Annotated in this window: 20 protein-coding genes; 12 read left to right on the top strand and 8 right to left on the bottom strand. The window is 47.1% G+C overall.

Annotation, left to right across the window (positions count from 1 at the left end):
• Positions 1–22: 22 nt before the first annotated feature.
• From P2W83_RS08865 to galE, 8 genes are all read left to right on the top strand, one after another.
• Positions 23–1354, top strand: a complete 1332-nt coding sequence (locus tag P2W83_RS08865; RefSeq protein WP_276133359.1) for a dihydroorotase — start codon at positions 23–25, stop codon at positions 1352–1354.
• A complete protein-coding gene (locus P2W83_RS08870; protein WP_276133360.1) occupies positions 1354–2688 on the top strand; it encodes a MutS-related protein in 1335 nt (444 codons plus the stop codon). The genes P2W83_RS08865 and P2W83_RS08870 overlap by 1 nt, the downstream gene beginning before the upstream one ends.
• Before the next feature lie 113 nt (positions 2689–2801).
• Positions 2802–3686 (top strand): rhomboid family intramembrane serine protease, encoded by an 885-nt coding sequence (locus tag P2W83_RS08875; protein WP_276133361.1) that lies wholly within the window; start codon positions 2802–2804, stop codon positions 3684–3686.
• A gap of 17 nt (positions 3687–3703) precedes the next feature.
• A complete protein-coding gene (locus P2W83_RS08880) occupies positions 3704–4609 on the top strand; it encodes a rhomboid family intramembrane serine protease (protein ID WP_276133362.1) in 906 nt (301 codons plus the stop codon).
• Between the two features lie 63 nt (positions 4610–4672).
• Positions 4673–5767, top strand: coding sequence for an endonuclease/exonuclease/phosphatase family protein (locus tag P2W83_RS08885; RefSeq protein WP_276133363.1), 1095 nt, complete (start codon positions 4673–4675; stop codon positions 5765–5767).
• Positions 5768–5794: 27 nt separating this feature from the next.
• Positions 5795–7285 carry a cysteine--tRNA ligase gene (gene cysS / locus P2W83_RS08890; protein WP_276133364.1) on the top strand — a complete coding sequence of 497 codons (1491 nt, stop codon included), beginning with the start codon at positions 5795–5797 and terminating at the stop codon, positions 7283–7285.
• Between the two features lie 6 nt (positions 7286–7291).
• A complete protein-coding gene (locus P2W83_RS08895) occupies positions 7292–9091 on the top strand; it encodes an ABC transporter ATP-binding protein (protein ID WP_276133365.1) in 1800 nt (599 codons plus the stop codon).
• 32 nt (positions 9092–9123) lie between these two features.
• Positions 9124–10164: a UDP-glucose 4-epimerase GalE gene (gene galE / locus P2W83_RS08900; protein ID WP_276133366.1), complete on the top strand. Its 1041-nt coding sequence runs from the start codon at positions 9124–9126 to the stop codon at positions 10162–10164.
• Positions 10165–10199: 35 nt separating this feature from the next.
• On the opposite strand, the gene P2W83_RS08905 is transcribed toward galE, so the two are convergent.
• From P2W83_RS08905 to P2W83_RS08915, 3 genes are all read right to left on the bottom strand, one after another.
• Positions 10200–11195, bottom strand: coding sequence for a sugar nucleotidyltransferase (locus P2W83_RS08905; protein ID WP_276133367.1), 996 nt, complete (start codon positions 11193–11195; stop codon positions 10200–10202).
• Positions 11196–11301: 106 nt separating this feature from the next.
• A complete protein-coding gene (locus P2W83_RS08910; protein WP_276133368.1) occupies positions 11302–11685 on the bottom strand; it encodes a hypothetical protein in 384 nt (127 codons plus the stop codon).
• A gap of 46 nt (positions 11686–11731) precedes the next feature.
• Positions 11732–13642, bottom strand: a complete 1911-nt coding sequence (locus tag P2W83_RS08915) for a menaquinone biosynthesis decarboxylase (RefSeq protein ID WP_276133369.1) — start codon at positions 13640–13642, stop codon at positions 11732–11734.
• Positions 13643–13658: 16 nt separating this feature from the next.
• Here P2W83_RS08915 and P2W83_RS08920 point away from each other — a divergent pair, with 16 nt between their 5' ends.
• Entirely contained in the window at positions 13659–14405 is a 747-nt protein-coding gene (locus tag P2W83_RS08920) for a C40 family peptidase (RefSeq protein WP_276133370.1), read from the top strand.
• 33 nt (positions 14406–14438) lie between these two features.
• Positions 14439–14936, top strand: a complete 498-nt coding sequence (locus P2W83_RS08925) for a DUF4878 domain-containing protein (protein WP_276133371.1) — start codon at positions 14439–14441, stop codon at positions 14934–14936.
• A 56-nt stretch (positions 14937–14992) separates the two neighbouring features.
• Here P2W83_RS08925 and P2W83_RS08930 read toward each other — a convergent pair whose 3' ends face one another.
• From P2W83_RS08930 to P2W83_RS08945, 4 genes are all read right to left on the bottom strand, one after another.
• On the bottom strand, positions 14993–16486 hold the full coding sequence (locus tag P2W83_RS08930; RefSeq protein WP_276133372.1) for a nucleoside recognition domain-containing protein: 1494 nt from the start codon (positions 16484–16486) through the stop codon (positions 14993–14995).
• A gap of 73 nt (positions 16487–16559) precedes the next feature.
• The gene (locus tag P2W83_RS08935; protein ID WP_276133373.1) at positions 16560–17603 is read right to left on the bottom strand and encodes a serine hydrolase domain-containing protein; all 1044 of its coding nucleotides are present in this window, start codon (positions 17601–17603) and stop codon (positions 16560–16562) included.
• 4 nt (positions 17604–17607) lie between these two features.
• Positions 17608–18228 (bottom strand): hypothetical protein, encoded by a 621-nt coding sequence (locus P2W83_RS08940; protein WP_276133374.1) that lies wholly within the window; start codon positions 18226–18228, stop codon positions 17608–17610.
• Positions 18229–18231: 3 nt separating this feature from the next.
• On the bottom strand, positions 18232–19107 hold the full coding sequence (locus tag P2W83_RS08945) for a GNAT family N-acetyltransferase (RefSeq protein ID WP_276133375.1): 876 nt from the start codon (positions 19105–19107) through the stop codon (positions 18232–18234).
• A 112-nt stretch (positions 19108–19219) separates the two neighbouring features.
• On the opposite strand from P2W83_RS08945, the gene P2W83_RS08950 reads away from it, so the two are divergent.
• Positions 19220–19477: an autorepressor SdpR family transcription factor gene (locus tag P2W83_RS08950; RefSeq protein ID WP_276133376.1), complete on the top strand. Its 258-nt coding sequence runs from the start codon at positions 19220–19222 to the stop codon at positions 19475–19477.
• Positions 19478–19495: 18 nt separating this feature from the next.
• Entirely contained in the window at positions 19496–20182 is a 687-nt protein-coding gene (locus P2W83_RS08955) for an SdpI family protein (RefSeq protein ID WP_276133377.1), read from the top strand.
• 19 nt (positions 20183–20201) lie between these two features.
• Here the strand turns inward: P2W83_RS08955 and P2W83_RS08960 are convergent, their stop codons facing one another.
• Positions 20202–21347: an acyltransferase family protein gene (locus P2W83_RS08960; RefSeq protein WP_276133378.1), complete on the bottom strand. Its 1146-nt coding sequence runs from the start codon at positions 21345–21347 to the stop codon at positions 20202–20204.
• Positions 21348–21352: the final 5 nt, after the last annotated feature.

Genomic DNA, 21352 nt, shown 5'->3' on the forward strand with positions numbered 1-21352 from the left:
AAATTATTCACTTATTCTTATTATGAACAATCTTATTATAAAAGGTGCGACAATAATTAACGAAGGAAAGGAAGAGCTTAAAGATGTGTTGATAAAAGATGGGCGTATTGATCAGATAGGTGAGCACATCAATCCGCAGGGTAATATACGTGAGATAAACGCTGAGGGCTTGTATCTCCTTCCCGGTGCTATTGACGACCAGGTGCATTTTCGCGAACCAGGGCTAACGCACAAGGCCACAATCGCTTCTGAAGCACGTGCAGCCGTTGCAGGCGGCGTTACCTCGTTTATGGAGATGCCGAATACAAACCCTGCAGCGCTTACACAAGAGCTGCTGGAAGCAAAATACGAGATCGGTAGAAACACATCAGTAGCCAACTATTCGTTCTTTATGGGTGTGGCCAACGATAATACAGATGAGGTGCTGCGCACCAACGATAGGAAAAAAGATGTGTGCGGTGTGAAAATATTCATGGGCTCCAGCACCGGGAATATGCTGGTGGATAACTACATAACATTAAACCGTATTTTTTCGGAGTCTGAACTGCTCATTGCGACACACTGTGAAGATGAACGGATTATCAAAGCCAACAAAGAAAAATATCCTGATGCGAATGATGCCTCCTTCCATCCATTGATACGCGACGTGGAAGCTTGTTTTGAGAGTTCGTTCTCAGCGGTACAACTTGCAAAGAAATACAATAGCAGGCTGCACATACTGCATATCTCAACTGCGAAAGAGCTGCAGTTGTTCACCAATATGTTCCCTTTGGAAGAGAAACGCATCACTTCGGAAGTCTGTGTACACCACCTGCACTTTACGGCCGATGATTATGCACGTTATGGCAACCTGATAAAATGCAACCCAGCTATCAAGGCTGCGGAAAACAAGAATGCGCTTTGGGACGCGTTGCTGGATGACAGGCTCGATATAATCGCTACCGACCATGCTCCGCATACCTGGGAGGAAAAACAACTTCCTTACCAGTCTGCACCATCAGGAGTTCCGCTGGTACAGCACTCTTTACTGCTCATGCTTGAGTATGTAAAAGCTGGAAAAATATCGCTGGAGAAAGTAGTGGAGAAAATGTGCCATGCACCAGCAACCTGCTTCCAGCTGGCTGAACGCGGATTTATTCGCGAAGGTTATTTTGCCGACCTGGTATTGGTCGATCTCAACGATACAACCGCCGTTAGCAAAGACAATATTTTGTACCACTGTGGCTGGTCTCCGTTTGAAGGACACAGTTTCCCCGCACAGATCAAATACACGCTGGTAAACGGTAATGTAGTATATGAGAATGGCAGAATTAACGATTCAGTAAAAGGACAAAGGCTTAGCTTTAACAGGTAATGCAGAATGATAAAACTACCCTGAAAGACCTCTCGGTATTCACGGCCGAGATAGGGAGTGGAGTATTTGGGCTTTTGCAGCATACCACCAGCACTGTTGGGCAGGATATGTTGAAAAAACAGGTGCTCAATCCGCCGGGTAGTTTTGAAGCATTGCAGGCTGTTCAGGATACTGTAAAATTTTGGGCAAAGAATGTTGATCAGTGGCCACAGATAATATCAAACGGTACGCTGGTAATGCTGGAGAAATTTTTCGAATCAGCAGATAACAGTAGTGCACCGCCTTCGGGTTTTGCGCTGATGATGAGCAATTTTTTCCAGAAGCTGCTAAACCGTGGACAATACTTCTTTACCCAATTCTCTATCTCCCATCTTTCCGATTTCCTAAAAGGCTGCCTGAAGTTTACAGAGCTCTTGAAGCGCGATGACCTACCTGCATTACTCCGCAGTGAACTGGAGGCTATGCAGGAAGAATTGCAGCACAGGTTAACTAATGATATTGTGCAGGTAGACCAACGTACGCGGTTCAAAGACCTGAGCCGCCTGAGCTTTCATGCGCGTAGGGAGATGAAGAACCCTGTGTATCGCCTGATAGATCACTATGCGCGGATAGATGCGTGGCGATCGCTGGCGCTGGCTACGATAAAAAACAAGTGGGTATTCCCCGAATTGTTGCCTGCGTCCCCGGTACATTTTGAGGCAAAAGGCTTGTACCATCCATTGCTGCAGGTACCGGTTGACTACGACATAACCTTCAGCGATCAAAAGAATTTTCTCTTGCTCACCGGTGCCAACATGTCTGGTAAAACAACCTTCATGCGTGCTATGGGTGTCGGGGCGCTATTGGCTCATTTGGGTACTGGCGTTCCAGCATCGGCAATGCGCATCAGCTTTTTGCAGGGCATTATTACCAACATGCATGTCGAAGACAACATCCTTCGCGGCGAAAGTTATTTCCTGGCCGAGGTCCACAGGATGAAGCACACATCCGAAAGGCTCTTGCAGCCAGCCCCGCACCTGGTGCTGATGGACGAACTATTTAAAGGCACCAATGTGCACGATGCCTATGAATGTACCCGGGCGGTGGTTGAGGGCCTGCTGAACCGCCCCCATCACCTGATGATCCTGTCTACCCACTTGTACGAGGTAGCACAGCACTTCAAAGAAACTACGGGCATCCAGTTTGCCTATTTCGTTACCGACCTGGCCAGCGATGGCAGCTACGAGTTCCGCTACGAGCTTCGCGAGGGCATTTCCAACGACCGCATTGGGTACCGCATACTCCAAAAGGAAGGAGTGTTGGACCTGTTACGCAGGTCGCCGCGCCAAGGCTAATAGGTCTATAGTTTTAAACAATTTAAAATATGGTGGCAAAGCGGCTTTTCCTTTAATTTTGAGGCGTGAGTTATGGCACCGACCGGAAAGAGAAAAAGTAAGAAATTTATAACATGACAGATTTCAGGCCCAGCCGTTTCCAGATACTTCCTACTGTTGTCAAGAACCTGATCATTATTAATTCGCTCATTGTCCTGGCCACATTTGTGCTGGGCAAGGCGGGTATTGATATAGCCGACTATTGTGGATTGCACTACTGGCGCTCACATTACTTCAAGCCCTGGCAGTTTCTTACCCACATGTTCCTGCACGGTAGCTACAATGATGTGAACGGTACGATCGTCCACTTGTTCTCAAACATGTTTGCATTGTGGATGTTTGGCAGCATACTGGAAAACCTTTGGGGACCTAAGCGGTTCCTGATATTTTACCTCGTATGCGGATTGGGTGCTGCAGTGCTGCACCTTGGTGTGGTAGCTTATGAATTCAAAGCTATCGAGCATGCTTTTATGGCCTATCAACAAGATCCGGGAGTTAACCAGTTCGACCTGTTCCTGAAACAGCACGTTAACCTCCGCGGAGGAAATCCATTGAGTGTTCAGCTATACCGCATCAATGAAATATGGCAGAACGACCCATCGGCTAGTTTAGGCCGTGAGTCGGTATCAGCTATCAATCAATACTTGTTTGGCACTACCTATCAGCAAATGTACCTGCCGGGTATTTATGACGAAGCCACGGTAGGTGCCTCAGGTGCAGTATTCGGCATACTGTTCGCCTTCGGTTATCTGTTCCCTAACACCTTGCTGTATCTCTATTTCCTTGTACCGATAAAAGCGAAATACGTTGTGGGTGCTTATGCCCTGTTCGAGTTGTATGCGGGTATCCGTAACTCAGCGGGTGATAATATTGCGCATTTTGCTCACCTCGGCGGTATGCTCGTGGCATTTATATTGTTAAAGATCTGGAATAAGACCAACCGGAATCATTTTTATTAAATAACTTAGAAAAGAGTATGAAGACAGTGCCAAGGCGTTCCCTTTCATCGTCCATTCCTGGATACGAGCAAAACGCGGTTCTCCAGCTGATAATAGCCAGTGGTGTAGGGTACGTGATATATAAGCTAATTGAGGTGATACTGATGGTGGTTGATGCCAATCCTGTCACTTTTTCTACACTTTTTACGCAAAACATCGGCCTGCCGGCTGTTCATAATTTTCCGGCAAAATTCTGGACACTGTTCACTTACGGCTGGGTACACGGCGGTTTTTGGGAATTGTTTACCAACATGATCTGGCTATATGCTTTTGGCAGCGTAGTGCAAATGCTGGTGGGATACAGGCAGGTGATCCCTTTGTTTATCTATGCTTTGGTAGTAGGAGGTGTGTTTTATGAACTTGCCCAGCTCCTGCCTGGTGGATTCTTTGCTTCCAGGCCGTTTGTTTTTGGTGCCGCGGCTGCGGTAGTTTCTATGGCAGTAGCCGCACTTACCATTTCTCCAGGTTACAGGTTCCACCTTACACCAACCTTTAGCGTGCCGCTGGTGGCGTTGGTTTGCATCTTCCTGTTCCTGATCGTTATTAGTTCGAATCTTGAAGGTCCTTACCTGTTTTTGCTGGCTGGGGGTGCCCTTACTGGTTATGGTTATGTCAAACTGCTACAGAGTGGTTACAAGCCCGGCGGCTGGATGTATGGTATGATGGATAGTATGAACCGCATGGTTACGCCCGACGAAACCGATTGGAAAAAGCCCGGCAAAAAGCGCAACGAAGTATTGACCAAAGTAAAACAAACCCGCCAGGATAATTTACAGAAGCGTGTTGATGAAATACTCGACAAGATCAACCAGCACGGTTATGATTCGCTAACTACCGAGGAGAAAGAAATATTGTTAAGGGCAGGGAAGGAGGATAATCTCTAAAACTTTGCAGTGAGCAATAATGATCGAAGTCTCTTAAGCAGGCTATTTAGTAATACAGTTTTCATGGTCAATGTACTCGCCGCCATATGGCTGGCATTGTGTGCATTGGCTGCTATTGTAAGTCCGGCCAGGTTCTCCTGGCTTGCTTTATTTAGCCTTACCACGCCGTTTGCAGTGGCGGCCAATGTATTTTTCATGTTCCTGTGGCTGTTTTCGTCAAGGAAATTCCGCTCGGTGCTTTCCCTTTCTGCTCTACTCGTTTCCTACAAAGTGGTGATCACCATTCTTGGCTTCAACTATTTTGGAGAAAACGACATGGTGCGTAGGCCCAGCACTATTAAGATCATTTCGTGGAATGCGCATGGTCTGGGCATCTTCAACCGTCCACAAAACAAAGAGTTCAATAAACGCATACTGGAATACCTGAAGGAAGAGAATGCGGACATTCTTTGTATCCCCGAGTTCTCGGTAACGAAGAGCAATATAATGAAGCCGAATGCCGAAAAGATCATCGATAATGGTCATTACATCGACTACCGGTTCAATCCCGACAATAGTTTAAACAACAAGGTATATCTCGGAACCGCAGTATTCTCAAAATACCCTTTCCGCAATTACGAGAGCCACCAGCTGGCCGAGCTCATTTACATGATGCAGGGCGATATTGAGCTACCTGCAGGCAAGATCATCCGTGTGTTCTTTGTGCACCTCACTACCTTCGGTCTTAGCGATAAGGACAAAGAATATATTGACGATGCCAAGCAGAACCGTACCATGTTCGAAGATGATCTGCAGGTGTCGAAATCGTTTGTAGAGAAATTCCGTAATGCTTACGCAAAGAGAGCAGTTGAGGCCGAAAAGGCAGCCCGGATCATTGAAGCCAGCCCATATCCCGTGGTCATATGCGGCGATCTGAATGATCTGCCCGGTTCTTATACCTACACGCGGTTGCGTGGAAAGTTGAACGACGCCTTCCTGGATAAGGGCAGAGGTTTAGGTAGGACATATAACCGCATTTCACCAACATTACGTATCGATCACTTCTTTTACGATGCAAAAGCGCTGAAGTTGGTAGGCTTTGATTGTCCCACTACGGCGCTTTCCGATCATAACCCGATCATTACGAATTTTGAAATAAACCCCAAGCCTCGCAACTAAGCCTTATTTTTGCGCTTATTTTGCAATATGTCAGATCTGTTTGTATATAACTCTTATACCCGTCAGAAAGAGAAATTCGAACCAATAACCCCCGGTTACGTTGGTCTCTACGTGTGTGGTCCTACTGTGTCGGGCGAATCGCACATGGGCCATGCCCGTCCTTATATTACTTTCGATATAGTGTATCGCTACCTGACTCATCTTGGCAACAAGGTGCGCTATGTGCGTAACATAACTGATGCTGGCCACTTTGAAGAAGAAGGCCGCGAAGCTGAAGATAAAGTAGCTACCAAAGCCAAGCTGGAAAGGTTGGAGCCTATGGAGTTGGTGCACAAGTACACCAACATGTTCCATTGGGCTATGCGCCTGTTCAACTGCATAGATCCCAGCATCGAACCTACGGCTACTGGCCACATCATTGAGCAGATAGACATGATCGAAACGATCATTAAGAAGGGATATGCTTATGAGAAGAATGGTTCTGTTTATTTCGATGTAAAGAAATACGCACAGGATCATCCATACGGCAAACTTTCCGGTCGCGTGCTGGAAGACCTGCTGGAAACCACGCGCGACCTGGATGGGCAGGATGAGAAAAATAACAAAGTGGATTTCGCTCTTTGGAAGAATGCGCCACCTGAACACATCATGCGCTGGAAAAGTCCATGGGGCGAAGGCTTCCCCGGCTGGCACATCGAGTGCTCGGCCATGAGTAGCAAATACCTGGGTGAGACCTTTGATATTCACGGTGGTGGTATGGATCTCCAGTTCCCGCACCACGAGAGCGAGATCGCACAATCTACCATAGCTCACGGCCATCCGCCGGTACGCTACTGGATGCACAATAACATGATCACCATCAACGGCAAGAAGATGGGTAAGAGCTATAACAATGTGATCAAACTGAGTGAGCTCTTTACCGGAACACACCCATTGCTGGAGCAGGCTTACCACCCAATGGTGATACGCTTCTACATTCTGCAGACACACTACCGCAGCACGCTCGATTTCTCTAACGAGGCCTTGCAAGCTTCTGAAAAGGCACTGCGCCGCTTGTGGGATGCTTATGAAGTGTTGCAAAAGCTACAGCCGAATACAGGAGCGGCTACTGATGCTGCGCTTGACGCACAAGTGAACAAATGGTGTGCCGAGTGCGAAGAGTTCATGAACGATGATCTGAACACTGCAAAAGTGATAGCTAACTTGTTCGAGATCGCGCCGGTGATCAATGGCATCAAAGGCGGACAGGTAGCAGCTAATGCGCTTTCCGCAGAGACATATGCTACACTTCGCACTACGTTCAAAACTTACCTGGAAGACATCATGGGTCTGCAGCCAATGCAAGTACAGCAAAGCAATAAGCTGGACCAGGTGATGCAGCTGCTGGTGGAAATAAGGAAAGAAGCACGTACAAGAAAAGACTTTGCAACCTCTGACCAGATACGTAACAAACTGGCTGAGGCAGGCATACAGCTGAAAGATGAGAAAGACGGCAGCGTCTCGTATACAATTGAATAAACTTAGATGAAGAACCTTTCAAAAATGCTGCGCTATCTGGGCGATTACAAAGGCCAGATAGCGCTCTATTTTATAACCATACTGCTATCCGTTGTTTTTGCCCTGTTCTCTTTCGGTATGCTGTGGCCGGTGCTGCAGGTGCTGTTTGTAGGCGAACAAGTGGTGAATGCACCCAACAGCATCGTTGGGAAAGTAACGACCTATGTCAATAAGGTGATACTGGACCACGATAAACTCACGGCTCTTACTTATGCCGTGATCATAGTGGTAGCATTTACCATTCTGAAGAACCTGTTCATTTATCTGTCGTTGCGCATACTCAACCCAATACGCAACTCGATACTTCGCCGTCTGCGCAATGAGATGTTCACCAAAGCTCTGTCGCTGCCCATCGGCTTCTTTACCGAAGAGCGTAAAGGCGACCTCATGTCACGGATGACCAACGATATTACCGAGGTGGAGATCTCGGTAATGAGCGTGCTGGAAACTATCATACGTGAACCGCTCACCGTGATACTCACGATCACGTCGATGCTCCTGATCAGTCCGCAGCTTACGTTGTTCATGTTCATCTTCCTGCCTATCGCGGGTGTGGTGATCGGCCGCATCGGCAAGTCGCTTAAGAAACCATCGAACATGGCGCAGGAACGCCTTGGCGAAATGCTGGGTGTGATAGACGAGACACTTGTGGGCATGCGGGTGGTAAAAGCGTTCAATGCAGAAAAGCATCAGCACCTCAAGTTTACACAGATCAACAATACACTGATGCGCTTGCGCAACACCATATCTGCAAAACGTGAACTGGCTTCTCCGCTTTCTGAAACGATGGGTATCCTTGTGGTGAGCATCATACTATGGTATGGAGGTAAGCTGATATTTGCAGGAGATTCTGCTTTGACAGGCCCTGCCTTCGTTGCCTATATTGGTTTGTTCTACCAGATCATCAATCCACTAAAGAATCTTTCTACAGCACTATATAATGTTCAAAAAGGCGCTGCTGCGCTCGACAGGATAGAATACTTCCTCGGTGCCGAGAATACAGTAAAGGAATTGCCCAACGCAAAGCCTATCAAAAACTTTGAGCGTGCTATCGAGTTCAGGAATGTACACTTCAGTTATGGCAACAAAAAGATACTGAATGGCATCGACCTGACGATTGAAAAAGGAAAGATGATAGCCCTGGTAGGCGCGTCGGGTGCAGGTAAATCTACCTTGGTAGACCTGATACCGCGTTTCCATGATGTATCTGCTGGTGAGATACTGATAGACGGTGTGAACATAAAAGATTTCAAATTGTACGAGCTGCGCAGGCTCATGGGCGTAGTAAGCCAGGAGCCTATTCTTTTCAACGATACTATTTACAATAACATTACTCTGGGCACCGGTGGCGTGACGCCACAACAGGTAGAAGAAGCTGCACGCATCGCACATGCACACAATTTCATCACAGCGAAAGCCAGCGGTTATGAGACCATAGTGGGCGACCGAGGTGCCAAACTCAGTGGCGGTGAACGTCAGCGTACCACCATCGCTAGGGCCGTATTAAAAAATCCACCGATCCTGATCCTTGACGAGGCAACGTCGTCGCTGGATACCGAAAGCGAGCGCATTGTTCAGGATGCCATTAACAAGCTGATGGAGAACCGTACCTGCATAGTTATTGCACACAGGCTTTCTACCGTTCAGCACGCCGACGAGATCATCGTCCTGGAGCGTGGAGAAGTAGTGGAAAGGGGCAGCCACAGCGAACTTATAAGCAAAAACGGGGTATATAAAAAACTCGTGGAACTGCAGCAGGTCAAATAGTTACGGTATATTTGCATTAATAATAACTGTGCATGAGCAAGATCCTTGTTACCGGAGGCTGCGGATATATTGGGGGGCATACCATTGTTGACCTTATCGCAAACGGATTCGAAGTAATTTCTGTCGATGATCTTTCGAAAGGTTCGCTGGTGATGTTGGGCGGTGTTGAGCGTGTGGTAGGCCGACCGGTAAAGAATTACAGGGTCAACCTCTGCAACCTTGATGATACCGAAACTATCTTCATTGAGAACCCGGATATTGTAGGCATCGTTCATTTTGCGGCGTACAAATCGGTGCCTGAATCTGTACAGCAACCACTCAGGTATTTCGAGAACAATATCAACTCTCTGGTTAATATCCTGAAGTGTGCAAAAGAATATAAAGTAAATCACTTCGTATTCTCTTCGTCTTGCTCTGTGTATGGTAATGCTGACAAATTGCCAGTAGACGAAAATGCGCCGCTGAAGGAACCCGAATCGCCTTATGCACGCACCAAACAGATGGGCGAGGCTATCTGTCGCGATTTCGCTAAGATCAATCCTGACTTCAACGTTACACTATTACGATATTTCAATCCGGTAGGTGCACATCCAACAGCACTAATAGGTGAACTGCAGGAAAAGCCTGAAAACCTGGTTCCTGTCATCACGCAAACTGCCATCGGCAAACGCCGCGAAATGCAGGTATTTGGTACGGACTATCCAACACGTGATGGCTCTTGCGTGCGCGATTATATTCATGTCATGGATATTGCCAATGCGCACACCAAAGCATTGCAATACACTATGTCGGGCGATAACGAAACGAACTGCGATGTATTCAATCTCGGCTCTGGTAGTGGCGTTACGGTGTTAGAGCTGATCAACGCTTTCGAGAAAGTGTCGGGAGAAAAGCTGCATTACAAACTCGGCCCGCGCAGGCCCGGAGATGTAGTAGAAGTATATGCAAATAACAGCAAGGCTCGCTGCCTGCTCGATTGGGATATTAAATACTCGCTGGAGGATATGATGGATACTGCGTGGCGCTGGGAACAGAATATGAAGCGCGAAGCTGCCCGTATCAAACTGAATTAATACAAACTAAAAGCCCCGCACTGCGGGGCTTTTTATTATCCAAGATCTATTTCTGTATTATCACCAATATTCAGGCTCTGACTTAGTCCCCGTACAAAGGCATCGCTGCCTATGATAGACGAGTGAAGCACCACTTCTTCCAGCTCAGCGTAAGAACCGATGATGGTGTCTTTAATAATTGAGGCATTGATGTTGGTATGCTCACCAATCGTGACATTCGGCCCAATGATCGAATTGTGGATCTTGCAACCTTCGGCAATGCTTACAGGAGGTATGATCACACTTGTTTCGTGCTTAGGGACTGGAGGCAGGCCTTTATCGGCCATTTGCTTCAACAGGATGGCATTGGTCGACAGCAGTGTTTCTTTCTTACCACAGTCAAACCAGTTGTTTACTCTGAAGGCCTTGAACTCGATGCCATGTTGTATCATGTGCTCCAGCGCAATGGTCAGGTGGTATTCTCCCTCTTCAAACTCGCGGCTATCCAGGTTTTTCTCCAGCGCGTCAAACATCGCCGCTGTTTCTTTGATGTAGTAAACGCCTACCATGGCCATATTCGACTTTGGAATTAGCGGTTTTTCTACCACACGCATCACGATATCGTCGTCGTCCAATTCTGCAACGCCGAAACCACGTGGGTCATCCACCTTGCGCACACCGATCTGTGACACCGGGCTGCTTAGGATCTCTTTTACGTTGTAATCGCAGATGGTATCGCCCAGTACGATGAACACCTCTTCATCGCCTACCAGATCTTTGGTCAGCGAAATGGCATGGCCTGTACCGCGCCTGTCGTTTTGTGTAACGAAGGTGCAGGAAAGCTTGGGGTATGTTTTGTCTATGTAGTTCTGAATTTTCTCTCCGAGGTAACCGATCACGAAAACAAAATCGGTAACGCCTGCATCCAGCAGCTGATCGACAATAACACTTAAGATGGTTTTGCCCGCTATGGGTATCAACGCTTTAGGTTGGGTATATGTTAGCGGACGTAACTTGGTTCCTGCACCGGCAACTGGTATGATTGCTTTCACAAACTAATTTTTTGTATTCAGATCGGCCTATTTCAGCGCGACGAAGTTAAATAAAAAGGAGGGTACTAAGCCCCTCCTTTCAAAAATCTGATAGCTATCAGCGGTATTACATTAAAGCCTTAAAGGCTGTGAATTTGTTGGTTATAGCCACCGAATTGCCCATGATGTTGCCTTGCAGAGCCAGCAGGTCGGTCTGTACCTGGCTTTGTGCAGTTATTTTGGCCTGGATGATCGCTTTATTTGCTTGCGATGAAGCCGCATTCATCTGCTGCTGCAGTTGGCTGATGCTGGTGCTAATGACATTCATGGCGCTGGTAAACCCGGCATTAGCCAGCGTTTGATTGGTGCGCTGGATACCTGCCTCATATTGACTCACACCTGAATTGAATAATATTTTCAGGTCGGTCTGTGTGGTAGGGCTGGTGGTTTGTGCCGTGGTAACTACGCACGAAGCAAAAGCTAAGAAGCACAAAAGAAGTAGGCGTTTCATCAGTATTTTTTTTAAAGTTAATGATTTTCCAGATATAAAACCGGGTTTATTCATTATCTAAGACAGCTGCCTCCTCCCCATATAGTTGGGTCTTATATTTCAAAGATGGCGAAATTATCAGCTGACCGAGTCCAAGCTCTGCCCATTTTGCGTCCACTGATCGTATCGTTTGGTCGTCAGAAGCCAGCACATTTGGCCATGGGCGGGTAAACCCGTCAAAGGCTTTGGTCTTCCGCGTGCCATCCAGTCCAAGGATATTTTTGCGGGCTCCGCCGTAAAAATGATCGCGTTTCGGGTCAAGGTTGTTGCAAAAGCGCCAAAGTGCGTCGGCAATGTCGTCAGCATTTACAGTGTGCTCTACATACAGGATCATTTTGATCCCCAGTAATTCCGGCAATGCGGCAAGGTTGCGGTGTAGTTCTTCCACATGCCCCGGACGATCTTTTTCAACAGACACGAACAGCACAGGTATTTCCCAGTTAGCAGCCAGCTTGTCATTGATGCCTTTTATCTCGGGGAATTGCTGTTGTAGTGCGGCTTTTGAAAAGCCTGAAGCTAATTTGAAAGGCGTAAGCGGTTCTGTTATCTCTTCTTCCCACTTAGCAGTACCATCTATACACATCTTACCGCCAAAACCTAGTTTCGAGCAGCTGTGGTCCAGCACATCCATTGGTCCCTGGCTGAAGTATACATCGGTAGCCGGATTTAGATTATTGAATACATATTTAGCCAGTGCCTTGTAGTCGTCGATCTTCACGTCGCCATCGGCCAGCACCAGTATTTTGTTGAACATCATCTGCCCTGCTCCCCACATGGCGTTCATCACTTTTTGTCCCTGGCCCGCGTATTCTTTATGGATGGTAGTGATAACAAGGTTATGGAACACACCTTCTACCGGCATGTTCATGTCCTTTATCTCTGGCACCATGGTCATTTTTATCGGTGCCAGGAAGATACGTTCGGTGGCCTTGCCGAGCCATGCATCCTCTTGCGGTGGTATACCAACGATGGTAGCAGGGTAAACAGCGTCCTTGCGGTGTGTGATGGCAGTGATATGGAAACGTGGATACCAGTCAGGCAGTGAGTAATAGCCGGTATGATCGCCAAAAGGTCCTTCCCAGATCATGTCTTCGTTTACGTCTACATAACCTTCAATGATAAAGTCAGCATCTGCCGGTACTTCTATTTCCGGTTGTGTGATACACTTCACCAGCTCCACGCGCTTCTTGCGCAGGAAGCCAGCCAGCATGTATTCATCTACATTCTCAGGAAGTGGAGCTGTGGCAGCGTAAGTATAAATAGGATCGCCACCCAGTGCTACTGCGACTGGCATGCGCTTATTCAGTTTTTTGTACTCATTGTAATGGCGGGCCGACACTTTGTGTTTATGCCAGTGCAGGGCCGTCATATCAGGGGTGAATACCTGCATGCGGTACATGCCGATATTGCGGATGCCATTGTTGGGGTCTTTTGTATGAATGGCCGGAAGCGTCAGGAAGCGTCCACCGTCTTTTGGCCAGCATTTTAATATCGGAAGCTTGTCGAGATCCGGTGTTTGCATCACCACTTCCTGGCAGGCACCACGGCCGCTGACCACCTTCGGCATCCACGACGCAAATTTGCCCAGCTGCGGCAGCATCGCTAGTTTCTCGATCAGTCCGTTCTTAGGTGTAGATAGTTTTTTGAACAGCTCTTCGATCTCTTTGGCCACATCGTCCAGTTCGTTCACGCCCAGCGCCATGCACATACGGCGCTCGTTGCCCATGCCATTTATCAGCAGGGGAAACTCAGTGCCCGTATTTTCAAACAACAGCGCTTTGTTCCTGTCCGGAGTTTTCGATACCCTGTCAGTGACCTCTGATATCTCCAGCACAGGGTCAACGAATGTTTTGATCCTTACCAGTTCTCCTGCTTTGTCCAGGGCGTCTATGAATTCCCGCAATGATCTGTATGCCATATTAGCTGAGCTATAAATGAATGGCAAAGGTACTGCTGTGGCGCTTAAATCGCTTAAATTTGCAGGCTTTAAGGCTATAGGCAATAGATATATGAGGAATTATTGGAAGGTGGTAGTTGCAGTGTGTGTTTGGGTCATTTCATTGGGCCTGGCAGGTTGCGGCAATAACGAACCGGTGAACAAGGCGCTGCTCGATGGCATTATGGCGCGGAAGAATAATCCATGGAATCTCCATTCTGTCGATTCAGCCGTTCAACTGCTGCATTCGGGAGACATAGTGATGCGTACCGGTAACGATGCAACCAGCTATATGCTCTGCCAGCTCAATACCAAAGACAAGACGTATTCGCACTGCGGTATCGTGATGGTGGAGAATGGTTATCCTTTTGTGTACCACAGTATTGGCGGCGAGGCTAACCCGGATGCCAGGCTGCGCCGCGACTCTGCTAACTTCTGGTTCTCGCCCGCTAACAACCTTGCGTTTGGTATAGCGCGTCTCGACATGCCTGCAGGAAGCGACACTGCACTGCATCGTGTTGTAAGAGGCTTTTATAAGGAACGTAAAAAATTTGACATGGACTTTGATATCGCAACCGACGACCGCTTTTACTGCGCCGAGATGGTATACAAGTCTGTAAATCAGGCAGTGGGCGATAGCAGTTTTTTGCAGCCCATTAGTTTTCTTGGTTACACCTTCGTTGGTATCGACGATATCTTCCTGAGCAGGCATGCACGCGGCATTTGTCAAATTAGATTTAAGTGATACCTTTGCCAACAAATCGGAAAAAACTTAATTATGAAAAAACTTTTGTTATCGTTAGCTGCTACTTTCGTTCTTGCCATTGCACTCACTTCATGCAATACCAACAGCCCTAAAGCTGCTGCTGATAAGTTCCTGACCAACTTATACCACATGGATTATGATGGTGCTAAAGAAGTAGCAACCGAGGATACAAAGAAAATGCTGGATATGATGGCTCAGTTCTCGAGCATGATGCCTGATTCAACTAAAGAGAACGCTAAGAAGATCAAAGTTGATATCAAAGACGTAAAAGAAGAAGGTGATAAAGCAACCGTTATCTACACTACTTCTGAAAGCACCGGCGAACAAAAAATTGACCTAGTGAAACAAAACGGCAAATGGCTGGTTCAGTACAACAAACAAGATACAGGTGGCGATATGACCGAGCAACCTGCTGAAGAACCAGTAATGACCGATACAACAGCTGCTCCTGTTGACGGAACAACTAATACAAATCCTTCTTCTGCAGATACTGCTGTAAAAACGCACTAAGCAGAATAAAAAACATAAAAAATAAAGGGCGCCATCAGCGCCCTTTATTTTTTTATCTATCCGAAGAACATGTAACAAAGTCCGATTGAAGTAAGTATCCCGACAAGATCAGCCAGCAGCATAGTACCGATGGCGTAGCGTGTGTTCTTAATGGCTACTGCTCCAAAGTAAACAGCAACAACGTAGAACGTAGTATCAGAAGAGCCCTGTAATATTGAAGCCAGTCTACCCGCAAACGAATCTGGCCCGAAGGTCTTCATTGTATCCACCATCATGCCGCGTGCGCCGCTGCCGCTCAGTGGTTTGATGAGCGCCGTGGGCAGGCCATCTACAAAGCGGGTATCTGCACCCAGGCTAGCAAAGAAATGTTTCATGCCGTTGATGATGACATCGAACGTGCCGCTGGTACGCAACATGCTGATAGCTACCAGCATGCCCACCAGGTAGGGAATGATGCGGATAGCAGTTTCGAAACCGCCTTTAGCGCCATCAACAAACGCATCGAATACGTCTACTTTTTTATACAGCGCACCAAAGATGATCAAAAGGAAGATGACCAGTATCAAACTGTTGCTGAGCAGGGCAGAGAATGACTGCACTTCGTCGGCACTGAGTGAGTTGACGTATATGACCAACAAAGCGATCAGAGCACAGATACCGCCTACCCACGCCAGTATGGCTGTTTGAAAAAGATTAATGCCCTGCCTGATGGCCACTAATATCATAGCTGTAATGGTAGCCACAAAGGTCGCGATCATACAGGGAATGAAGATGTCCGTGGGACTGGCTGACTTAACTGCAGAGCGTGCCGCAATGATCGACACGGGTATCAGCGTCATACCAGCCGCATGCAGGCAAAGGAACATGAGCTGCGCATTGGAGGCTTTCTCTTTGTTCGGGTTCAACTCTTGAAGACTTTCCATTGCCTTAATGCCAAATGGTGTTGCCGCGTTATCCAGGTTCAGCAGGTTGGCTGCGAAGTTCATCATCATATGCCCCATGGCTGGATGGCCCTTCGGCACTTCAGGGAATATCTTAGAGAAGAAGGGCCATATCATTCTCGACATCAATCGCACACCACCAGCGCGTTCAGCAATGCTGAGAAACCCCATGAACAGCGCCATCACACCTATCAATCCAATACAGATGTTCACGGCGGATTTACAGGTCTCGATGATGCCATCCGTTTTCTTCACCAGTTTGTGTTGGATAGAGCGAAAGGTATACACCTGCGCCGTAGGATAGATCGAACTTAACGTAACAACTGAATCGGCGGCAGCATGACGGGCCAGCAAAACAGTGGGAGGGTGAGCTGAATCTGCCGGAACATATCCATATCCCGCAAGGTAGGCGGCAAAATCTTCTCTCGATCGGAGGCCCGCTTTTTCAGGTTCGCCCACCATCTGGTAGTACACCGTCTCGTAAGCTTCGTCGGCTTTACCGATCACCATGCGGCTGAATATCTGGTCGTCGCCGGCAAAAAAGCACCGGTAACCGGCAACGAGAATCGCCACAATGATAAAGCCCGACCAAATCCTGCTTAATGCCATACGCTGTTATTATGGCATTGAAATTAGTGTAAAGTTGTTGATTAATAGAAACAGGCAGTAATTGGCGCGCTAGTTATTGGTTTCTATTTGCTAACAAATACTGGCGCACTATATGCTGAACGCCCGTGTGATAATAGAAGCTTTTCTTAAAATCAGATGGGGCATATTCCATGTTATTGAACACGATCATGCTGGTACCGCTTTCCGGAAAAAAGAAATTGATAGAATTGTAGCCTGATAGTTTACCTGTCTGACCCACTTGCAACAGTCCATCCTTTTCGTCGATAGTAATGCCGTAGCCGTACTGCGTTAGTCCGAACAGCTGGTGGTCTCTAACTGCGCCAGGATAAGCGGTCATCATTAACTTATAAGTGCTATCTGCGAGTAGCTTTCCTCCATGCAGGCTGGTATTCCATTTTACCATGTCTGCCGCTGTGGAAATAAAACCACCCGAAGGCGTGATCTTTTTCGCGTAGTCTAACGCAATAGTTACTTCATCGAGCACTCCCTGCGGATTTTGCCAATATCCTTTTACCAGCCGCTTGTGTTTGTTAGAGGCAGGATGAAAAGTGTTCTTCATACCACACTCCTTAAACATGTCTTCAGCCATAGCTGCATAACTTTTTCCCGAAGTATGCGCCACCACATCACCTAGCAAAACGAACCCTGTATTGGAATAATCGAAACGGCTTCCCGGTGCAAACACCAGCGGCGGTTGCAGATCCTGGCGCACGCCCGACATGTGGGTGAGCAGGTGGTGTATAGTAATTGAATCGGCCCAGGCATATTTCAACTCTGGTAAGTACTTGCTAAGTGGCGCATCAAGACGAAGGTTGCCCTTTTGGTATTCGCGCAGTACTAATACGGCGGTAATTTGCTTGCTTATAGAACCAATGATAAACTGATCGTCAGGTTTTACGTTGGCTTTTGTTTGCAGGTCAGAATAGCCGTGAGCGCCTTCATACAGTTTTTTCCCTCGTTGCGTTACCAGCACCACGCCATTGAACTCGTTTTCTCCCGAGCGCAATAAGGAGTCTAGCTGCGTTTGCAGTTTTGGTTGTGCAAGTGACTGCAATGAATATGCTAGGACGATTGAAAGAGTAAAGAGGTATCTCATGTGGTTATTTGTATTCTTGTTGTGCCCATTTAGCTGCGGGCTCTATCCATTGGGGCATGGCCTTATACAGGTAGCCGTGTTTCAGGCCGGTATTTAACTCTATCTCTTTATAACGCGTCACTTGGTTGCCCTGCCTGTTCTTCATTTTTTCGCACGAAAGCCACATGTCAGTTTTTTCGTAGATGGACAGTACATTGCCGTACCACTTCACATCGGGCTCTTCTTCCAGGTACTCACCGCAGCTGCCTATGAAAACATAATTGACCTTATCGTTCTTCAGAATATTCGATGTGTATTGTGCGATATAGCCACCTTTAGATGTGCCGATCACGGTAATATTCCCCGGCTTAACTCCTTTCTTAATGAGGCTGTCAACCTTTTTTGCTGTCTTCTGTGCATAAGCCGCGCCGTCGGTACCTTTTGGTCTTACTGCGCTAATAACTACAAACCCTCTATTGCGGAACGAATCGAGTATGGCCTTGTATTCTACTTTGCCGTATTCCGGATGAACGCCTTTAAGACCTGCATCCTCAAGAAACATGTTGTGCAGAAAAAAGACGTAGCGTTGTGCCTGCGTTTGCAGTGTCAGGGCAATAAAACACAGAAGTAAGGTTGCCGTTTTCATATACTACAAGTTACGTATCATTTCGTATTGACCGTGACCGGGTTTTAAGCCTATGCTTGCCATAAACTCACGGAAGGACGTATAAGCCGCGTCTGCATTGATAACCCGAACAACTTCGCTTTCCGAATATTTAAGCAGCTCGCTTACCAACGCTGTCGCTAGCCCATGGTGGCGATAGTGCTGCATAACAGCGAGTTGTGGAATGTCGCCTGTACCCGTTTCAACAATGCCGTAGCCAGCTATAGTATTTCCATCGAACACGCCGAGTATCTTAAAAGAAGAACGCTTCCGGTTAATTGCATCAATGGAGTTCTGCCAGCTAGGCTCAAATTCCCAGAACTGCTGAAGAAGATCCCAGTCTGGTTTATCCAATGGTTTTATCGTTAAGCCGGTAGTGTTGTTCTTTAAAGTCAGGTCTTTTTTTGCCCCAATGTAATAGTCCAGTTCCCTGGTCACCTTGAAGTCCTGCTTCTGGTATAATTCAAAAGCGCCGGTATTTACTTTGATAACTTCCAACAGGTATTGATGAACTCCTTGCTGCTTCAATGCGGGAACAGATTCGTTAAATATCCGGGCAGCGAGACCTTGTTTCCGATAAGCAGGTAACGTGCCGGTGCCAGTGTCATATGCGGTCAGTTGGCCATTCCACGTGCCAATTCCATTTAGTGTAAAGCTGATAAGCATCCCGTTGTCGAAAGTACCAAACGATAACGTGGGATCAAATCCTCGACGCTTTAGTAACTGCCGCAGTTCGTCAAGGGTTTTGTTCCAGGCTTCCGCATAGTCTGAAAATGCCTGCTGGAAGGCAGCATGTATTTGTTCCATGCTGGCACCAGCGAGGTTGCTGATCTCCATCTCAGGATTCTTTGTAGTAAACATAGCTAAGTGACATTGCATCCCTGCGATATGCTACAGAAATACCTTCATTTTTCACCCTAAAAGAATAATTAAATATTTAGACAATTATCTAAATGCTTCCTACCTTTAGGTTGTGAACAAGTTATTTAAGGCGCTGAACGACGAAACGCGCCGGGAAATATTAGAACTGCTCAGGGAGAAAGACCTGACTGCCGGCGAGATCGCCGACAAGTTCGATATCTCCAAGCCCAGCATTTCGCACCACCTGGACATTCTGAAACAGGCCGAGCTGGTAAACGCTGAAAAGCAGGGGCAGTTTATTTATTACTCGCTCAATACAACAGTGGTCGATGAAATATTGAAATGGGTGATGCAGTTCACGAAAAAGTAGACTTAAAAATTCACGAATATGAACAGGAATTTTTTCAAACATGCTTTCTTCACTTTGCTTGCGCTTACACCTGCGTTGTACCTGCAGTTGAACTGGGGTCGGATGCCCGAACAAATTGCTACGCATTTTGCCGCCGATGGTACCGCCAACGGCTTTACGGAAAGGTCATCGCTTTGGGGGCTTGTGTTGTTTCTGTGCGGCATTGCTATCGCCAGCTATTACCTGATGCAATTCATCAATAAGGTAGATCCAAGAAGAAGAGGGAATCCTGTTTCGCCTATGTTCAACAAAATGGCGATCACAATTGTGTTGTTTTTGACTAGCATCAACCTGCTCACGCTGATTTCGGCCGTATACCCCGAAGCAAACATTATGGGCAAAGCCATAGTGCCGATAGTTGGTTTGCTGCTGGCTGTTATAGGTAATTACATGTACAACGTAAGGCAGAACTATTATGTGGGTATCAAAGTGCCCTGGGCGCTTGCCAGCGAGTATAATTGGCGTAAAACGCATCACCTGGGAGGACGGCTATGGGTTATTGGTGGGATTCTGATAATCATCACCAGCCTGCTGTTGCCGCGTGAGATCGCTTCGGTAACCTTTAATGTACTCATTGGCATCATGGTGCTGGTCCCAATCGCTTATTCCTTCATTCTTTTCAGGAAAGAAGGAAATATGCCACACTACTACGATAAAATGAACTGATGTTAAGAGGCCGGCTTTGCTATTTCTGAATATATACTTCTTCCACGGCCAGTTTGGGCTGTTCAGAATAACGGCGCACCAGTCCTTCCTTTATTTTCAGGAACGGCTTTTCAACAACATAATGGAGTGCCAAAGCTCCTGTCACTGCACTGCCGGCGCATAACAGGAACATCAGGTTGCTATCGGCGGGTATGCCGAATGCGGCTAGTTGCTCCTGCGTAATATGATTGGTTGCTTTGTGCACCAGGTAGATGGCGTACGATAACGCAGCTATTTTCGAAATGAACCCTGAACGGTGCTTGTTCACAAGACTATAAGGACTGATGGCTGCTAATGTAAGTGCACCGAAACCCAGGGCAATAACAGGATATCCGAAAATGGACGCGTAGAACGATAGCTGCTCAAGGCACAAAAAATAGGCGCCCGTCAATAAAGCCAGCCCGGCGATCACCAATATATTCACTCGCTTTAGCAGCAAATTCGTTGCATTTGGTGCCACATGAAACAGCCCCGCAATGCTTACGCCTGCCAGTATCCCATCGAGTCTGTTGTAGGTCGGGTAGTACATACGTTGAGCCCAGGTAGCGCCAAAGTCTTGCGTTCCTATCGTGGGAATGATCAAAAAGATCCAGCTGGCCAGCCTTGCTGCAAAACCTGCCATAAATAAAGCTGTCAGCAATGCTATTGCAGGTTTCACCGATTTGAATCGGCTGAACAGCAAAGCTGTTAGTGGCAGCAGCAAATAAAATTGTTCTTCGACACAGAGCGACCATGCATGGGAAAAAGTTCTGTTAGTCCTGAGATCAAGCCCGAAATTTTGTGTGAATGTCAGGAATTTCCAAAGTGGGGGTAAGCCCTCCCATTCCCTGATCGCAGGCACCGCGAAGTATAGACTGAGTACTACCCAATAGGCCGGTAATATTCTTAATGCACGTTTCAAGGCAAACAATCCCGGTGAAAAGTTTCCCTTTTCTATATCGGAAAATACATGATTGGCTATCAGGTAGCCGCTAAGCACGAAAAAAAGATCCACGCCTGTCCACCCGAAGCTAAAGAGATCATCAATCCATGCGGGATGCGCAAAAGACCTGTAGTGGTACAGGAATACGAGCGTTATTGCTAACGCCCGCAAGTAGTCTAAGCCAGCGATCTTTTTTTGTGTCAAGGTGT

This window comes from Polluticoccus soli (assembly GCF_029269745.1).
Classification (GTDB): domain Bacteria; phylum Bacteroidota; class Bacteroidia; order Chitinophagales; family Chitinophagaceae; genus Polluticoccus; species Polluticoccus soli.